This window comes from Pseudomonas sp. StFLB209 (assembly GCF_000829415.1).
Classification (GTDB): Bacteria; Pseudomonadota; Gammaproteobacteria; order Pseudomonadales; family Pseudomonadaceae; genus Aquipseudomonas.
Genome location: NZ_AP014637.1, coordinates 2769405 through 2785291 on the forward strand (window position 1 = coordinate 2769405; position 15887 = coordinate 2785291).

The 15887-nt window shown below is 63.3% G+C and carries 11 protein-coding genes; 5 read left to right on the plus strand and 6 right to left on the minus strand.

Annotated elements, in window-relative coordinates; translation table 11 throughout:
* Nucleotides 1–7 precede the first annotated feature (7 nt).
* From PSCI_RS12490 to PSCI_RS12505, 4 genes are all read right to left on the minus strand, one after another.
* On the minus strand, nt 8–2611 hold the full coding sequence (locus PSCI_RS12490) for a TonB-dependent receptor (protein WP_045487104.1): 2604 nt from the start codon (nt 2609–2611) through the stop codon (nt 8–10).
* A 133-nt stretch (nt 2612–2744) separates the two neighbouring features.
* Nucleotides 2745–4316, minus strand: a complete 1572-nt coding sequence (locus tag PSCI_RS12495) for an ABC transporter substrate-binding protein (RefSeq protein WP_045487107.1) — start codon at nt 4314–4316, stop codon at nt 2745–2747.
* Nucleotides 4317–4341: 25 nt separating this feature from the next.
* Nucleotides 4342–5541: an LLM class flavin-dependent oxidoreductase gene (locus tag PSCI_RS12500; RefSeq protein WP_045494195.1), complete on the minus strand. Its 1200-nt coding sequence runs from the start codon at nt 5539–5541 to the stop codon at nt 4342–4344.
* Nucleotides 5542–5626: 85 nt separating this feature from the next.
* Nucleotides 5627–6856, minus strand: a complete 1230-nt coding sequence (locus tag PSCI_RS12505; RefSeq protein WP_045487110.1) for a lipase family protein — start codon at nt 6854–6856, stop codon at nt 5627–5629.
* A 335-nt stretch (nt 6857–7191) separates the two neighbouring features.
* Between PSCI_RS12505 and PSCI_RS12515 the strand changes: the two genes are divergently transcribed.
* On the plus strand, nt 7192–8265 hold the full coding sequence (locus PSCI_RS12515) for a sigma-54 interaction domain-containing protein (RefSeq protein WP_045494198.1): 1074 nt from the start codon (nt 7192–7194) through the stop codon (nt 8263–8265).
* A gap of 6 nt (nt 8266–8271) precedes the next feature.
* On the opposite strand, the gene tatA is transcribed toward PSCI_RS12515, so the two are convergent.
* Nucleotides 8272–8493 (minus strand): twin-arginine translocase TatA/TatE family subunit, encoded by a 222-nt coding sequence (gene tatA, locus PSCI_RS12520; RefSeq protein WP_045487118.1) that lies wholly within the window; start codon nt 8491–8493, stop codon nt 8272–8274.
* Between the two features lie 149 nt (nt 8494–8642).
* Between tatA and gspK the strand changes: the two genes are divergently transcribed.
* On the plus strand, nt 8643–9599 hold the full coding sequence (gene gspK, locus PSCI_RS12525) for a type II secretion system minor pseudopilin GspK (RefSeq protein ID WP_045487119.1): 957 nt from the start codon (nt 8643–8645) through the stop codon (nt 9597–9599).
* Between the two features lie 254 nt (nt 9600–9853).
* Entirely contained in the window at nt 9854–11077 is a 1224-nt protein-coding gene (locus PSCI_RS12530) for an RNA-guided endonuclease InsQ/TnpB family protein (RefSeq protein ID WP_045487120.1), read from the plus strand.
* A gap of 259 nt (nt 11078–11336) precedes the next feature.
* Here PSCI_RS12530 and PSCI_RS12540 read toward each other — a convergent pair whose 3' ends face one another.
* Nucleotides 11337–13391 (minus strand): PhoX family protein, encoded by a 2055-nt coding sequence (locus tag PSCI_RS12540; RefSeq protein ID WP_045487123.1) that lies wholly within the window; start codon nt 13389–13391, stop codon nt 11337–11339.
* 431 nt (nt 13392–13822) lie between these two features.
* Here PSCI_RS12540 and PSCI_RS12545 point away from each other — a divergent pair, with 431 nt between their 5' ends.
* The gene (locus PSCI_RS12545; RefSeq protein WP_045487126.1) at nt 13823–15463 is read left to right on the plus strand and encodes a lipoprotein UxpA; all 1641 of its coding nucleotides are present in this window, start codon (nt 13823–13825) and stop codon (nt 15461–15463) included.
* Nucleotides 15460–15885 (plus strand): pilus assembly protein PilZ, encoded by a 426-nt coding sequence (locus tag PSCI_RS12550; protein ID WP_045487129.1) that lies wholly within the window; start codon nt 15460–15462, stop codon nt 15883–15885. The genes PSCI_RS12545 and PSCI_RS12550 overlap by 4 nt, the downstream gene beginning before the upstream one ends.
* Nucleotides 15886–15887: the final 2 nt, after the last annotated feature.

The following is a 15887-nucleotide window of genomic DNA, read 5'->3' on the forward strand; positions in this document are numbered from 1 at the left end:
GTTCCTCTTAGAACTGATAATCGACCTGGGCCAGCACGGTGCGGCCCTGCATCGGTTGCAGGAAGGTGTTGGTGGAACCGGCCAGGCCGCTGACGAAGTTCAGCTCATCAGTGAGGTTGAGCACCCGCAGCGTGGTGCTCCAGGTCGGCTGGCGGTAGTACAGGGCCAGGTCCAGGTTGTACTCATTGGGGATCTGTACGGTCTTGCTCAGGTTCAGGTACCACTTGCTGGTCCACCAGCCGGACAGCTCGGCACCGAAGCCGTTGTCGAAGCGGTAATCGACAAAGCCGCTGGCGGTGTACTCGGGAATCTGCACGGCGTCGTATTTGCCCGACGGGCGCTGGTTGAGGCTGTTGTTGTCACCGAACACCGTGCCGTTGTCAGGCACGAAACCCGCCGAGGCAAAACCGGCCTGGGAGGTGAACTCGTTATAGGCCTTGAGCTTGCTCAGGTTCACGCCGCTGCGCAGGTTGTCGTTGGGCTGATAACGCACCGTGGACTCCACGCCCTTGATGATCAGCCGGGCAATGTTGTTATTGCTGTCCGGCGCCTGGTCGCGGGCCTGCTTGAAGCCGGCCACGGAGAAGAACAGGGTGTTGGGGATCGCATCGACCTTCAGGCCGACTTCATGCAGCACCGACAGGCTCTGGAACTGCAGCGGGTTGAGCAGGTTGGCTGCCGCGCCGCTGCCCCAGCCGATACCGTTGGAGAAGAACCCGGTATTGACCGCCAGCGAACGGTCGAAGGTGTAGTACAGGGTGCTGTTATCGGTGGGTTTAATGTAGGGGCTGACCTGCACCGAGAACAGCCTGTAGCTGTCGCTGTCCTTGCGCTGGCTGGCGCCGGGCAGGGCGAACGGGTTCTCGATGCGCGCATCGATCCAGCTGCGGCTGGCGCCGATGTTCAGGCCGACGCGCTGGTTGAAACTCAGGTTGTGCTGGCTGAACAGGGTCTTGGTGGTCCAGACGCTTTCGGCGGTGTAGGGCGCCACCGACTCGGCATATAAACCATGGCCGGCCGGGTACATGGCCGGCAGGTTGAGGTAGCCGTAATAGTTGGAGAACTGCGCCACGCCCGGTTGGCCGATCCATGCGCCCTCGCCACCGGCCGGGTTGCTGCCGGTCAGGCCCAGCAGGTCGCCGGGGTTTTTGCCTGCCGGGTCCTGGGTCAGGTCGTAGGCGTAGATATTGCCGCCAAAGCTGTTGTTGGCGGCAATCGACTGGTTGAACTCGCGGCGGTAGATCAGCCCGCTGTTGCTGTCGTCGACCACCTTGATGCCGAACAGCTCACCCTCGTTGCGCCAGCGCAGCTCGAAGCGGTTATCGAAGAGGTTGTCTTTCGATTGCACGTTGAACGAGCCCACGGCATCGGTGATGTCGTTGGAGCGCTCGTAGAACGTGCTGTTGGCCAGGGTGATGTCCGGGCTCAGATCCCACTCGGCGCGCAACTGGGTAATGAAGCGTCGTGAGCTGCTTTGATCCTCGGCGCGCTGGCTGGTTTGCGACGACAGCGAAGTCAGACCGTTACCGGCCAGATTCGGGTCATAGACCCAGCCGCGTACCGTACCGGGACTGGCCTGGGTGTTGGGCGAGGCCGTCTGAAAGCTGTTATTGACCACTGTGTACTGGCCTTGGGCATTGCGCTGGCGCTGGACCCAGCCGGTCACCGGGGCGTTGGCCGCGCCCGATTGCAGCACCGGCGACCACAGGCTGTTGCCGTTCTGGATGATCGGCGTGGCACGCCCGGCGTAGTACTTGCCATGGTCCACCAGCTCCTGGGTGGCGCGGTTCCAGCCGTGGGTGATGTTGTAGTCGTAGTAGTTGTCGTAACTGGCGTTCCAGTTGACCCGCACGCCATCACCGCGCCAGGCGAAGGCGCCGTAGAAGGCGTTGAAGTTGTTGTCGACGTTATCGTAGTAATCCTGGTTGCGCTGCTGGGTGACGCTGAAGCGATAGGCCAGGCTGTCGGTCAGGGGGCCGGTGGTATCGACCGTGTATTTGCCCGAGCCACGCGAGGTGGCACCGGGGTTCCAGCCGCCGAGTTCGGCGCTGATTCGGGTGCGTTGTTCGTCGAAGTCAGGCTTCTTGCTCAGGTAGTTGACGTAGCCACCGCTGCCCGACACCGAGCCGTAGGTCACTGACGAAGGCCCGGCGACAATGTCGGCGCCTTCGATGCCATTGAAGTTGGCCGGGTGACGCACCGCGTAGCCGCGCTGGCCGTCATGGAACACTTCCGAACCCTGGCCACGAAACTGCGGCGCCAGGCCGGCGTTCTGACCGCCGCCACGGGTGATGCCCGGTGCGTATTTGACCAGGTCGTCACTGCTGCGGATCGGGTCGCGGGCCAGTTGCTCGGCGTTGACCTGAGTGACCGAACGCGGGGTGTCGAGCACGCTGGCCTGCAGCCCGCCATACACCGACGTCGGTGGCCGGGTCGGGACGATGGCGGTGTCAGGGTCGGCTGTCTTTTCAGCTTCCACAGTCACTACGCCCAGGGTCGGGTCCTGGGCGTCTTGTGCCCACACCGACGAGGGCAACAGCGCAAGCAGTGCCACCGACAGCAGCGTGGGTTGAAAACCGGCACGGGCCGGGGATGTAGCGATTACAGGCATGAGCGTCTCCCTGCACGGTGGCCTGTCAGCCAGCGTGCTGATTGCTAAAGAGGTGTGCTTTCCTGCCTGTGCGTTCGCTCGGAAAGTCGGCCGGTGTGCGCGCGGCTTCAGCCGCACAGCAAGCGGTTTGGCATCAGGCTTTGCCCGTCAGCCACAGGTTCTCGAAGCGCCAGGTGCTGAACTGGGTGCGTTCCGGGCCGGCGCCGCCGATGTGGCTGGCAAAGCCATCGAGCTGGTCGGTGTAGCCCCAGATCAGCATGCCGCCGCGGTCGTACTGAATGCGCTGCAACTGATGAACCAGCGCGGTGCGTTGGGCCAGGTCCGGTTGGGCCATGGCCTGGTGAAACAGGCGGGTGAATTCCGGGTCCTGGAAGTTGGTCTTGTTGGCCACCGCAAAGGGCGCGTCGGTATGAATCGCGCTGGCCAGAAACGGCGCGCCGATGCTGCCGCCGGTGCTCAGTGGCCATTCGGTTTTCTGCGGGCCCTGGAAGGTCGGCAGGTCGACTTGCCTGACTTTGAGCGTGACTCCCGCTGCGCGGGCCTGCTCGGCCAGCACCAGAGCGGCCGAGGCACCGGGGCCAGGCGTGGTGATCAGCTCCAGTTGCAGGTTTTCCTGGCCGGCATCTTTGAGCAGTTGCCGCGCTGCCGCGACATCGTAGGGGCGTGGCGGCAGGCTGTGATCGAAGGTCGGATCGCTGGGCGAGTACAGGTCATTGGCCACCCGGCCCTGACCGTTGAGCGCACGGCGCACCAGATCCTCGCGATTGGCCAGCAGACGAAACGCCTGACGCACGCGCGGGTCATCGAAGGGTGGCTTGGCGGTGTTCATGTCAAACGACAGCCAGTTACCGGTCACGGAGCTGACCAGTTTGATGCGCGGGTCGCGGCGCAGCACATCGAGCTGCTCGCTGGGCATGCCGTTGGCCATGTCGATCTGCCCGGCGCGCAGTGCGGCCAGGCGTGAGATCTGGTCTTTGAAATCGATGATTTCCAGCTCGTCGGCGTAGGGTTTGCCGTTCTTGAAGTAGTTCTCGAAGCGGCTGAACACCGAGCGCTGGCCGGGGGTGAAACTCTTGAGTTTGTAGGGGCCGGCGCCGACCGGGTTGGTGACCGGGTGATAGTCCACCGGCACGATGCCGCCGAAGTTGACCCAGGTTTCTGCCAGCGGAAAGTAACTGCGCCCGTCGCGGAAACTCAGGCGGATGGTGCGCTTGTCGAGCTTGACCAGATTATCCCGGTCGACCCAGTGCAGCAGCGCCGCATAGGGCGAGGCCAGTTGCGGGTCGGTGAGGCGGCGGATCGAGAAAATCAGGTCATCGGCATCGATGGTCTTGCCGTGGTGGAATTCCAGATCCTGGCGCAGGCGCAGAGTCCAGGTCTTCGCGTCCGGGCTGACCTCGGCTGCTTCGGCCAGGGCCAGACGTGGCTGCATGTTTTCGTCCCACTCCCAGAGTTTGCTGTACAGCGCAAAGCCGCGCACGATGCCGCTGCCCACCGGCTTGTGGGCATCGAGGTTGCCGCTCTGGTTACCATCGATGATGCCCAGCCGCAGCCGCCCGCCATACTGCGGCTGGCCAGTGCCGTGGCCGCTGGCCTGGCTGGTCGGGGCCGCGCCGTCGCAGCCGCTGAGCAGGCCGCTGCCGCCCAGCACCAGGCCGGCCCCCAGCAATGCGGTGTTGTTGAGCAGATGCCTGCGGCTGATCATGCGTGGCGCTCCTTGAGTTCAGGTTTCAGTGGGCGTTGGCGACGGCCGCCAGTGGCGCCACGCTGGCCGAGCTTTTCACCAGTGCGCCACGTTCGCTGCGAAAGTGCGGCAGGATGTGCTGGCCCAGGCGATAGGCTTCTTCCAGGTGCGGGTAACCGGCCAGGAAAAACAGCTCCAGGCCCAGCGCGTTGTACTCGCGAATGCGCGCCACCACGTTTGCGTAACTGCCAACCAGCGCGCAGCCCGGTGGTACACCGATATAGCCGAAGCCGGCCCAGACGTTGGGGTAGATGAAGAAGTCGTCGTACTGTTTGACGTCTTCGCGCTGGCCGAACTGTTCTTCGTAGCTGAGCTTGCGCGCCGTGCGCAGGCCCGAGTGCGCCGCCACGGCCTTGGCCGCGCCACGGGCGATGCCGTCGTCGAAAAAGCGCTTGGCCTCGGCGTGGGCTGCCTCCTCGGTTTCGCGGGTGATCACATCAATCGACAAGCCGAAGCGGATGTCCTGGCGACCATGCTTGAGGGCGCGTTCACGCACATCGGCAATCAGCGCGGCGATCTGCTCGGGGTGCTCGGCGCGCATCAGGTAGTAATCGGCATGCTTGGCGGCAAATTCCCTTGCGGCAATCGATGAACCGGCGGTGCAGATCACCGGCAGTTCGGCCTTGTTCAGCGGATGCCGCAGGCCGCCGCCTTCGGCGCTATAGAACTTGCCCTGATAGTGGAAGTTTTCGTTGTGCCAGAAGCCCTTGACCACATCGAGAAATTCCGTGGCGCGTTCATAGCGCTCATCGTGGTCGCTGAAGTCACCGACCTGGCGCTGGATCGCGTCAGAGCCGCCGTTGATGATGTTCCACACCAGGCGGTTGCCTGTCGCTCGCTGGTAGGTCGCCGCCTGCTGCACGGCCACCCAGGGTGTGTAGTGGTAAGGCTGAAAGGCAGTGACGAACTTCAGGGTGCGGGTTTCCCGGGCCAGCAACGAGCAGACTGTCCACGGTTCTTCACCGCTGGGCGCGTTGACCATCAGCACCCCGCCAAAGCGGTTGATCTCGTTGGCGCGGGCGATCTGGCCCAGGTAATCGATGTAGGTGAACGGGTCACCGACCTTGAAGTCCGACACCGCGCCGGTGCCGTCACTGGGCCCCCAGTCGCCACGGTTGCGCGGGTCGCCCGGCAGGTATTGGGTTTCGCCATGCAGTGGCAGGCGGCTGAAGAATTCGATGCTCATGAGGGTGGTCTCGACAATCAATGGAGGGCCAACGGGAAACTGCCTTGGCAGCTTCCCGGCGGGTGCACACAAGGCCCTTTTTCAATCAGCCTGCGGTGGGTTCGCAGATCGGAGTAATGGTCTGGCCGGCGATGACTTTCTTGGCGAACGGGATCGAATCCTTCAGCGAGGCATTGACCGTTTCACTATGGCCCAGCCCTTTGTATAGATGACCCTCGACCACCGAACCGGCCTTGCAGGCGTCCTTCATCAGTTGCAGTTGCGTTTGGGCCGCAGGCGTTTTGTCTTCGGCGCCGGTGCCGATGAAGATCGGCTGGGCCAGCTTGAGGGTCGGGTAGCTGACTTGGGCAGACCACGGCTTGAGCTTGGCGCCGTCGTTGTCCTTGCGTGCCTGAGCTGGGGTCAGGCCCAGCGCCAGCACGTCGCTGGTCAGCGAGGCCAGGCAACTGGTGCGTGCCTGCTCGAACAGCGGCAGGGCCTTGTCGGTGTAGTGGTCTTTCGGGTCAATGCTCGGGTCGTACTGCTGCGCTGCGAGCAGGGTGTAGAAGCCGTAAGTCAGCGCGGCATCGACCTTGGTCTTGTCCTGATTGCCCACGCTCTTGGCGCCCACGGTGTAGATCACCCCGGTGCCGATGCTGCCCTTGACGCCGAGGTCCGGTGCATAGCTGGCGGCATAGGCACCTGCGGCAAAGGCGCCGGCGCCGCCTTGCGACTGGCCGACGATCAACACCTTGTTGGCCAGCCCCGGCACCGATTTCACGACGGCGCGGGCGGCATCGAGGATGCCGTAGGCAGCGGTGCGGTTGTTCAGCAACGGGTGGCCGCCAGGTACGCCAAGCCCCTGATAGTCAGTGGCGACAATGGCGAAGCCCTCGCGCAGCCAGCGGTCGAGAAACTGTACGTCACGGTACGAGCGGCCGGCCCAGGATGGCGCACAGATATCGGCGACGCCGACCGTGCCATGACCCCAGCTCAGCACCGGCCAGCCGCCTTCAGGCGCGGTGCCCTTGGGAATGAACAGCGCGCCGGAGACGGCGATCGGGGTGCTGCCGTCGATGCCACTGAGTGAGGAGTAGAGGATGCGTTGCTGCGAGGCGGCGCTGGGCAGGCTCAGGGTGGCATCCAGCGGTTCGCTGCGCAGCAACTTGCCGGGGGTGTCAGGAATCACGTCCTCCCAGGTGTAGAACGCCGAGACCCGGCCATCGCCTTGCAGCGGGTCGGGCTTGGGCGCGTGCACACCGGCAGCCAGCACGTTGATCGAGCACAGCACGGCCAGCGTGGCAACCGAATGCTTGAACGGGCGAATCAATTTCATGGCAGTTCCTTAAACGCAAAGGTAGCGAGCGGATGCCGGCGGTGACCGGCTTGCCAGCAGCAGAGCAGGTTGCATGCCATGCCCGGGAAAATCGCCTGCAGGCCTTGTTTGGCGTGGCTTTTCGAGAAATTGGGCGGATGCGGGGTGTTGCCTGGGACGCAGCCCGATGCGCGCTGCAAGGCAACCACTGCTGACCGATTGCTGCTGGAGCAGCAGGGTGAGGGACAGCTTTCGATATATCCCTTTTGGGAATAAACAAATGAAAATTAATAATTAAAGGAGCTATGAACTTTCGTGCAAAGATGGCCGGGCGCTTTCACTGCCAGGTACGCAACATGTCGCTGCTCACTCATCCTCATGCCCGTGAATTGACCAAATCGGTCCGGGCCACCGTGCTGGTGTTCAAGGATCCACGTTCGCAAGAGCTGCTCAGCCGCATCGAGCGCCTGGCGCCCAGTGAAGCCAATACCCTGATCATCGGTGAGACCGGCACCGGCAAAGAGCTGGTGGCGCGGCATATCCACCATCTGAGCCGGCGAGGCCGTGAGCCGTTCGTGGCGGTCAACTGCGGCGCTTTCGCAGAATCACTGGTGGAGAGCGAACTGTTCGGCCATGAAAAGGGCGCCTTTACCGGTGCCACCAACAGCAAGGCCGGCTGGTTCGAGGCCGCTGACGGCGGCACGCTGTTTCTCGATGAAATCGGTGATCTGCCGCTGAACATGCAGGTCAAGCTGCTGCGCGTTTTACAAGAACGCGAGGTGGTGCGGCTGGGCTCACGCACGCCGATTCCGATCAATGTGCGGTTGGTGGCGGCGACCAACGTCAACCTGGCCGACGCCGTGGTGGCCGGGCACTTCCGGGAAGACCTGTTCTATCGCTTGCACGTCGCGACCATTCGCCTGCCGCCGCTGCGCGAGCGGCCGGGCGACATCCTGCCGCTGGCCGATTTCTTCATCGGTGAACACTGCCAGCGGTTGGGCTATAACCGCGCCTCGCTGAGTGAAGAGAGCGAGCGCAAGCTGCTGATGCACAGCTGGCCGGGCAATATTCGTGAGCTGGAAAACGCCATTCACCACGCCTTGCTGGTGTGCCGCAACGAAGTGGTGCAGCCTGCCGACCTGCATCTGGTGGACATGCGTTCATCCGGCATCCGCCAGGAAGAAGCGGTGCAGGCTGCGGCGGCGCCGCGCCCGCTGGCACCGCCGGCCAATCTGGAAAGTGCCCTGATTGCGCTGTTCGAACAGAACATCCCGGACCTGTACGAACACATCGAGGAAACCCTGTTCCGCACCGCCTACCGTTTCTGTCATGGCAACCAGTTGCAGACCGGCCGGTTGCTGGGCATCAGCCGCAATATCGTGCGCGCACGGCTGGAGAAGATCGGCGAGTTGGCCAAGAGCGCAGACTGACCGGCCTCAGTGCTTGCTTTCGGTTTGCTGCGCAGCTGCACGGCTGGCGTCGTTCAGGCTGTTGTGATGCGCGAGGGTGTCGTCGCCCTTGGCGTCGCTCACTGAGTTGCGAAAGCCCTTGATCGTCTCGCCAAGGTCGGCACCGAGGGTTTTCAGGCGGCGGGTGCCAAACAGCAAGACCACCAACAGCAGCACGATCAACAGTTGCCAGATTCCGATACCGCCCATTACGCAACGCTCCAGGTAATTGATTTGCAAAATGAACACGCATCTTGCCGGGCCTGTATGACGGGCACGTGACGTTTTTGCGCGGTTTACATGAGGTTGCAACATTGCCTGTGTTGACTGGTGTTCCAACGCGGCAGACAGGTGTGATGATGGACCGGAATCGACAACAAGGCGCGGCGCTGCTGATGGTGCTGGTGGTCTTGGCCATGCTCGCCGGTGGCTTGACCTGGCTGGTGCAACAGGGCCGTCAGGAGGTCGACGGCGTGCGTCTGATTCAGCAGCGCGTGCAGGCCCGCGCCATCGAGAAGGCCGCCCTGGCGTTTGCCGAACAGGCGCTCAAGGACTCGCTGTGGCGTGCCAGCCCGATGTTCTGGCAGGCGCTGCGCGGCCAGCCGCTGAGCTATGACTTCAAGGGTGGCAGTTCCAGCATCCGCATTATCGACCTGCACACCTGCTTCAACGTCAACAGCCTGATCGGACCGGAAGCAGAGCGCGCTCGCGGCCAGTTGTTGCACCTGCTGGGCGATGACCTGGCCGCCGAGCGGCTGGCCGACAGCCTGATCGACTGGCTGGACGCCAATCATCAGCCACGCCTGCATGGCGCGGAAAACCACGAATACTCACGCCAGTCACCACCGCGGCTGGCGGCCAACCAGCCGATGGCCGACATCAGTGAACTGAACCTGCTGGCGCTGCGCATGCCCGGCGCGGCGGGTGCGTTGTGCGCCTTGCCGGACCACGAAGGCTGGCGGCTCAATGCCAATGCGCTGAACCTTGCGCACTTGCCCTTGCTGGAGGCGTTGTACCAGGGTGATTTGTCCCGCGCCCAACTGACCCGCCTGATCACCGGCCGCCCGGCCAGCGGCTATAAAGACGCCAGCGACCTGCGTCAGGTTATGGGCGCAATGGATGACGATGCCTTTGCCCGGCTGACTGAGGGGCTGTTGCTCAATGGTGATCATTTTCTGCTGCAAATCGACACCCGTCTGGACGGGCAGTTGTTCAGCAGCCAGTACCGGGTGCAAGCGCGGGGTGTGGTGAAGTGGCACGGCCGGGTACCGGCGCAGCAGATGGTGGTGCGAGGACGGGAGGTGTTTGGCCACTGACCATCGAGGCGCGACAAGCCCCGCCGTTCAGGGCGGGGAAGGATAGCGCGGACGGCGTAGCCGTCCCTGGTTGCCGTGGGGGGGCTGCTGCTGTTCGATGGATGCACCGCCGCAGGATGATGCGCAGTAACATGGCGACACAGATGCCCCTCTACGGCGGTATTTCGTTACAAAGACCCCATGGGCATGCACCTTGAAAACACCGTGCCGTCCGCGCCTAATGTCGCCTTCATTGCTCATGGCTCAAGAGCAGCATGCAACGACTTCAAGCCTTCAAGTACGAACTCATGCCAGACGGCCGGCAGGAGCGGCAAATGCGCCGCTTTGCCGGCTCCTGTCGCTTCGTCTTCAACAAGGCGCTGGCGTTGCAGAAGGAGCGCCACGAGCAAGGCGAGAAGAAGCTCGGCTATGCGGGCCTGTGCAAGTTGCTGACCGAATGGCGCAATAGCCCGCAAACCGCATGGCTGGCCGATGCGCCTGTTCACCCGTTGCAACAGAGCCTCAAGGATCTGGAACGGGCCTACACCAACTTCTTCGCCAAGCGAGCCGACTTTCCCCGGTTCAAGAAGAAGGGGCAGCACGACAGTTTCCGCTATCCCGACCCGAAACAGATCAAGCTCGACCAGACCAACAGCCGCCTGTTTCTGCCAAAGCTGGGCTGGCTGCGCTACCGCAACAGCCGCGAGACGCTGGGTACTGTGAAGAACATCACTGTGAGCCAGTCGTGTGGCAAGTGGTTCGTGAGCATCCAGACCGAACGCGAGGTCGATGAGCAGCCCACGGCACAGGGGGCGGCAGTCGGCATCGACATGGGCATTGCCCGCTTCGCCACGCTTTCGGATGGTTCGTTCTACGCACCCCTGAACAGCTTCAAACGCCATGAAACCGCGCTGTGCAAAGCGCAGCAGGCGATGAGCCGCAAGGTCAGATTCAGCCGCAACTGGAAGAAAGCGAAAGCCCGCGTCCAGCGCATTCACTCCCGAATCGGCAATGCCCGCCGCGACTACCTGCACAAGTGCTCCACCACGATCAGCCAAAACCACGCGATGGTGTGTATCGAGGACTTGCAGGTACGCAATATGTCCAGGTCGGCGGCAGGCACGGCAGAGGCACCGGGAAGAAACGTCCGGGCCAAATCTGGCCTGAACAGGGCCATTCTCGATCAGGGCTGGTTCGAGTTCCGCCGCCAACTGGACTACAAGCTGGCGCGGCGCGGCGGCTGGCTGATTGCCGTGCCGCCGCAAAATACCAGCCGCACGTGCCCGTGTTGCGGCCATGTGTCGGCGGCCAACCGCCAGACGCAAGCGCTGTTCAGGTGTCTGGGATGTGGTTTCGAAGGCAACGCCGATGTGGTTGGCGCGATCAATGTACTAAGGGCGGGACACGCCCGGTTAGCCTGTGAAGTGAGCGCAGAGGTCATGGCGCCAGCAGCAGGAACCCACCGAAGCGACTCGGGGGCGGCTCGATGCCGCGCCTGAGCGCCGCAGGAATCTCCGGCCTTCAGGCCGGGGAGGATGTCAAGTATCTGCTTTTTCGGTTAACACCGACGGTGATCCGCTTTAGCCGGGAAGCCTTCGCGACTAAGCTGCTTCGGCACCGCGCTATCGGGCAGAAAACACGGAACCTCGTAGGAGCAGCTTTAGCTGCGAAGCTTTCGCGGCTGAAGCCGCTCCTACGGGGTATCCATTCCATTGCTTCAGCGGCGAAGATATTTGCCGCTGAAGCAACCTGGATCGATTAAACCCCCAGTTCGCCCCCGTCGGCGCGCTGGATCACGACGGTCGACGCCCGTGGTCGTACCTTGCCGACAGTGACGTCAGTGGCCACCTGGGTGGACGGCCAGTTACCCGGGTGCTGGATGTTGATGAACATGCTCTTGTTGTCCGGGGTGAAGGTCACGCCGGTCACTTCGCTGCCGTTGGGGCCGACGAAGAAGCGGCGCAGGTCGGCCTGGTTGCTGGCGTTGACCGGGACTTGCTTGCCGGCGGCGTCCACCATGTTGCTCGGAATCACCGCCAGCATCTGGTCGTTGGTGTAGCTGGTGATGGTCGATTCGCCGTTGTCGGTCTGGATCCACAGGATGCCGCGGCTGTCGAAGGTCATGCCGTCCGGGCTGGCAAACTGGTTGAGTTCGGTCAGGCCGGAGCGGTTCAGGTCGGCAGTGCCCGAGGCGTTGGCGCCGTAGACGAAGATGTCCCAGGTGAACGAGGTCTGGTTGTCGGCGTCGTGCCAGCGGATCACGTGGCCGTGACGGTTCGGCACACGCGGGTTGGCAGCGTTGGCGGTGGTGCGGCTGGAGTTGTTGGTCAGGGTCAGGTACACGTCGCCATTGACCGGGTTGACCGCGGTCCATTCCGGGCGGTCCATCGGCGTGGCACCGACCGCATCGGCTGCGCCGCGGGTGTTGAGGATGATGCCCGGCAGGTCGGTGAATTTGGCGCCCAAGGTGCTGCCGTCGGTGGTCGCGGAAGTGGTGTCGAGCAGCAGCCAGGTGCCGGTGCCGTCCGCGTTGAAGCGCGCCACGTACAGCTTGCCGCTGTCCATGTACTTGGCGCCGGTGGCCAGACGATCACTCGGGTTGGCGTCGGCCGCGCTCCACAGTGCGGTGGAGACGAACTTGTAGAGGTATTCGTTCTGCGAGTCGTCACCCATGTAGAACACCACCGGCTTGCCTTCGGTCAGCAGGCCCGGCCAGCAACCTTCGTGGCGGAAGCGGCCCAGCGCGGTGCGTTTGACCGGCACGCTGGTGTTGTTGTACGGGTCGATCTCGACGATGTAGCCGTAGGTACTGGCTTCGTTGCGGTAGTCCGCCGTGGCGCTGGCACCGGTCGGGGTGATGTTGAAGCGGCGGAACTCGTCGTTGACCTCTGAGCTGTCACCGGCGGCGGTTTCCCACTGGTAGTTGGTCTCGCCGGTGGCCACGCCGATCCGGCGTTGATCGGCCGGTACGGTGCCTTTGTTGACGAAAATGCCCGGCCAGTTTTCTTCACAGGTCAGGTAAGTGCCCCATGGCGTGTAGCCGTTGCCGCAGTTGTTGTTGGTGCCGCGGGTGCGGGTGCCGTCCGGGGAGAACTTGGTTTTGACGTGGTCGGTGCCTTTGAGCGGACCGGACAGGTTCATCACCGAGGCGGTGGTGAAGCGGCGGTTGAGCGGGTCGTTATCGACGATCTGCCAGCGACCATCAACCCGGCGCACATGCATCACACCGGCGCCGTGGGCGTTGATTTCCTTACGCACTTCTTCAACCGGACGCTTGCCGGCAACGGTGGTCGGGCCGTTCGGGTGCAGGGCGTTTTCATCAATGTACTCGTAGTTGATGGCGATGATGCCGTCAGTGGAGCTGCCATTGATCGGGAAGTAATGAATGCCGTCGTGGTGCATGCCGGCCGAGTTGGCCTGGTCGGTAGCGGTGTTGGTACCGTCGTTTTTCCAGGCATTGGCGGTGCTGTTGAACGGGGTGCCCCATGGCGCCAGAACGTGGGCCACGTAACCGGCCGCCACCACACAGGCGTCGGTGCGCGAGCCAGGAATGGAGTTGAAGCCCAGCTTCAGTTTCGGCACTTCCGGGGTCGGGGTGACCGGATTGGTCGGCGTGGTCGGCGCGTCATCACTGGAGCTGCCGCCACCGCTGTCGAAGCAGCCGGTCAGGCCAGTACCGGCAATCAGGGCAATCGCCGCCCCCAGGCCACCGCGCACGACGCTGCGACGGCTCAGGTACGTGTCGATGACTGAACCCATCGGTTCGTTTACGCTCGGGTTGCGGTTCAGGTTATCGCCGGTATCACGACTCATCCATCAGGTCCTTTTATGAGAGTTGGTTTGGAAAAGGAACCGCGGACTTTAAGAGCCAAGTGTGATGATTAATTGGCAGTTTGATTAAATTATGCCACCAGCTTTAGAGGGTTTGTTTCAATATGTAACAGGCGCGTGAGCAAACTCTAATGCAACCTGCTGTTTTTATGAGCCTGACGCAGTGGACTGATTTTTATCAGGTTTAGCGTTATTAAAACGGAGCGCCGCGAGTCCTGAGTTTGATTGTTAGTTTGTCTGACAATCATTGGTTGTCGTAAAGACGGGAAAAATAGATTGCTGTTAGTGGCGCTTTTTCTCAGCTGCTGATGGCACCGATGATGGCTCGTTAGTTGCAAAACTGCCATCAAACTGTCATTTGTCATCGCCAATATGCCGCCCCTGTACTGAAACAGTTCCAGGGTGTGTGAACGATGGTCTCTTTGCGGCGGCGCGGTGTGTTGGGGTGGATGACCATGGGCGCCATGGCTCCCTGGTTATCGGCCTGTTCGACGCTGGGTGGGGCCGCCGGCCAGGGTGGCCAGGTCGACCTGCTGTACGTCGCCGATACCCTGGACGCACGCCAGCCCGGCCTGCCGGTAGTACCTGCCACGCGCCTTGGCCCGGCGACCCGGATCGGCCAGGCCCCCTGGATCAGCGGGGCCAATGCACGGTCCGCGCAGCAACGCATGCTTGACCCGCTGCTCGATGCCAGCCAGGCCGGTGAGGTGCAAACGGGCGGTTACCCGGTGCTTGGTGCCGTGTTGCAGCGCCTGCGCAACGAGGCCGGGGAAGGCAATAGCCTGACTCTGGAGAACGGCCAGTGCTGGAATGGCAGTGGCCTGGCGTACCTGACCCAAGGCTTGTCCGGTGTGCAGGGCAGTGCACTGCTGGGCAGCGACGTGCGGGTCAGCAGTGACGAGCGTCTGCTCTGGCCGCAGGCCTGTGCCGGTTTGTACCGACAGTTCAAACATCCGGTACTGGGCGCGGGGCTGGACGCTGACACCGCGCAGCGTTTCGGTACCCGGTCAGTGAGCTTCTTTAGCCGTGGCGGGCTGCGCATCGCGGTGGTGGGCGTCACCGACCCTTACGCGAAAGATCAAAAACCGTCGCTGCAACAATGGCTGGACAACCTGCGGCCGGCGTTCGAGCAGGCGCGCGCCGAAGCCGATCTGGTGATTGCCTTGGCCGACACGGGCACCGGCCCCGGGCTGTGGCTGGCCGAACGAATTCCCCAACTGGATATTCTGCTCTGTGCCCGTGGCCAGGACCTGTGGCCGCAACCGGTGCAGGCACTGCAAGCGTCTGGCAAACAGGTGCCGGTGATCTTCGGCGGCATGCGAGCCAGCGGCGCCTTTCGTATTCGCTGCCAGCAACGCAACGGCCAGTGGCAGTTCAGTGCGCATTTTTATCCGGCGCTGGAAGGCGCGCTGAGCGCGGCCGATCAGGCCGAGGCCCAGCGGATTCGCCAGCTTGCCCAGCAGCAGCGCGCGGCCCACGCCGGCTGGCTCGACCAGCCGCTGGCGCGAGCACCAGAGCCGCTCTGGCGGCGTGATGTGCGCGGCGGCAGTTGGGACCGCTTGCTGCATCAGGCTCTGGCACAAAAGCCCGACAGCCTGGTGCTGCTGCCCGGCCTGCGGTATGACAGCCCGTTGCAGCGTGGGCAGATGATTACCCGCGAACACCTGCTCAGCCTGACCGGCAGCTATCCGGCGCCGGTGGTCGATGTGTCGGCCAAACAGGTGCCGCAAGTGCTGGAAAACGCCGCCGAGCAACTGTTCGGTGAGCCGCTGTTGCTCGATAACAGCCAGGACCTGCCGCGCTGGTTCGGCCAGCCCTGGCAGGTCACCTACAGCGCCAGTGGCAAACGTGTCAGCGGCCTGGGCGAACCTGAAGGCCTGTGCCGCACCTTTGGTCCGGGCGTCGATGCCCAGGCCGGCCAGCCGCTGTGGCAACACCTGGAAGCCTGGCTGCGCGAACGCCCCGAGGGTTGGCAACTGGCGAGCCTGGCGGTGCCGCCGGTGCGTTACGTACAGGGCCATCCTGGCTGGCACCCGCGCGAGACAAACGCTTGAGCCGCCTCACCCGTGCCAGTCATCTGCTGCTGGTTGCGTTGTGCGGCTGGCTGGCGGCGCAGTGTGTGTTGCAGATCAGCAGCAAGAGCGCCAGCGCCGCCGCGCCGGTCACGCTGGCGCCGCTGCCGCAGTTGTTGAGCGAGCACTGGCACAGCCAGGCGGTGACCTCCGGCGACTTGCCGCTGACCCGCCTGCCGATCGAATACATAGGCGGCCTTAAAAGCCGTGACCTGGCGGCCACCGTGGTGGTGCTGCGCTTCGAACAGCGCCAGCGCACCCTCAGCCGCGGTCAGCGGCTGGCCCCCGGTATCGTGCTGCAAGACATCGACGAACGCGGGCTGATCTTCGACAACCACGGCCAGCGCGAGCGGCTGCCGTGGCCGGCGCAGCGTCCTCCATTTGGCATCAAGCAACAGGGCTGAAC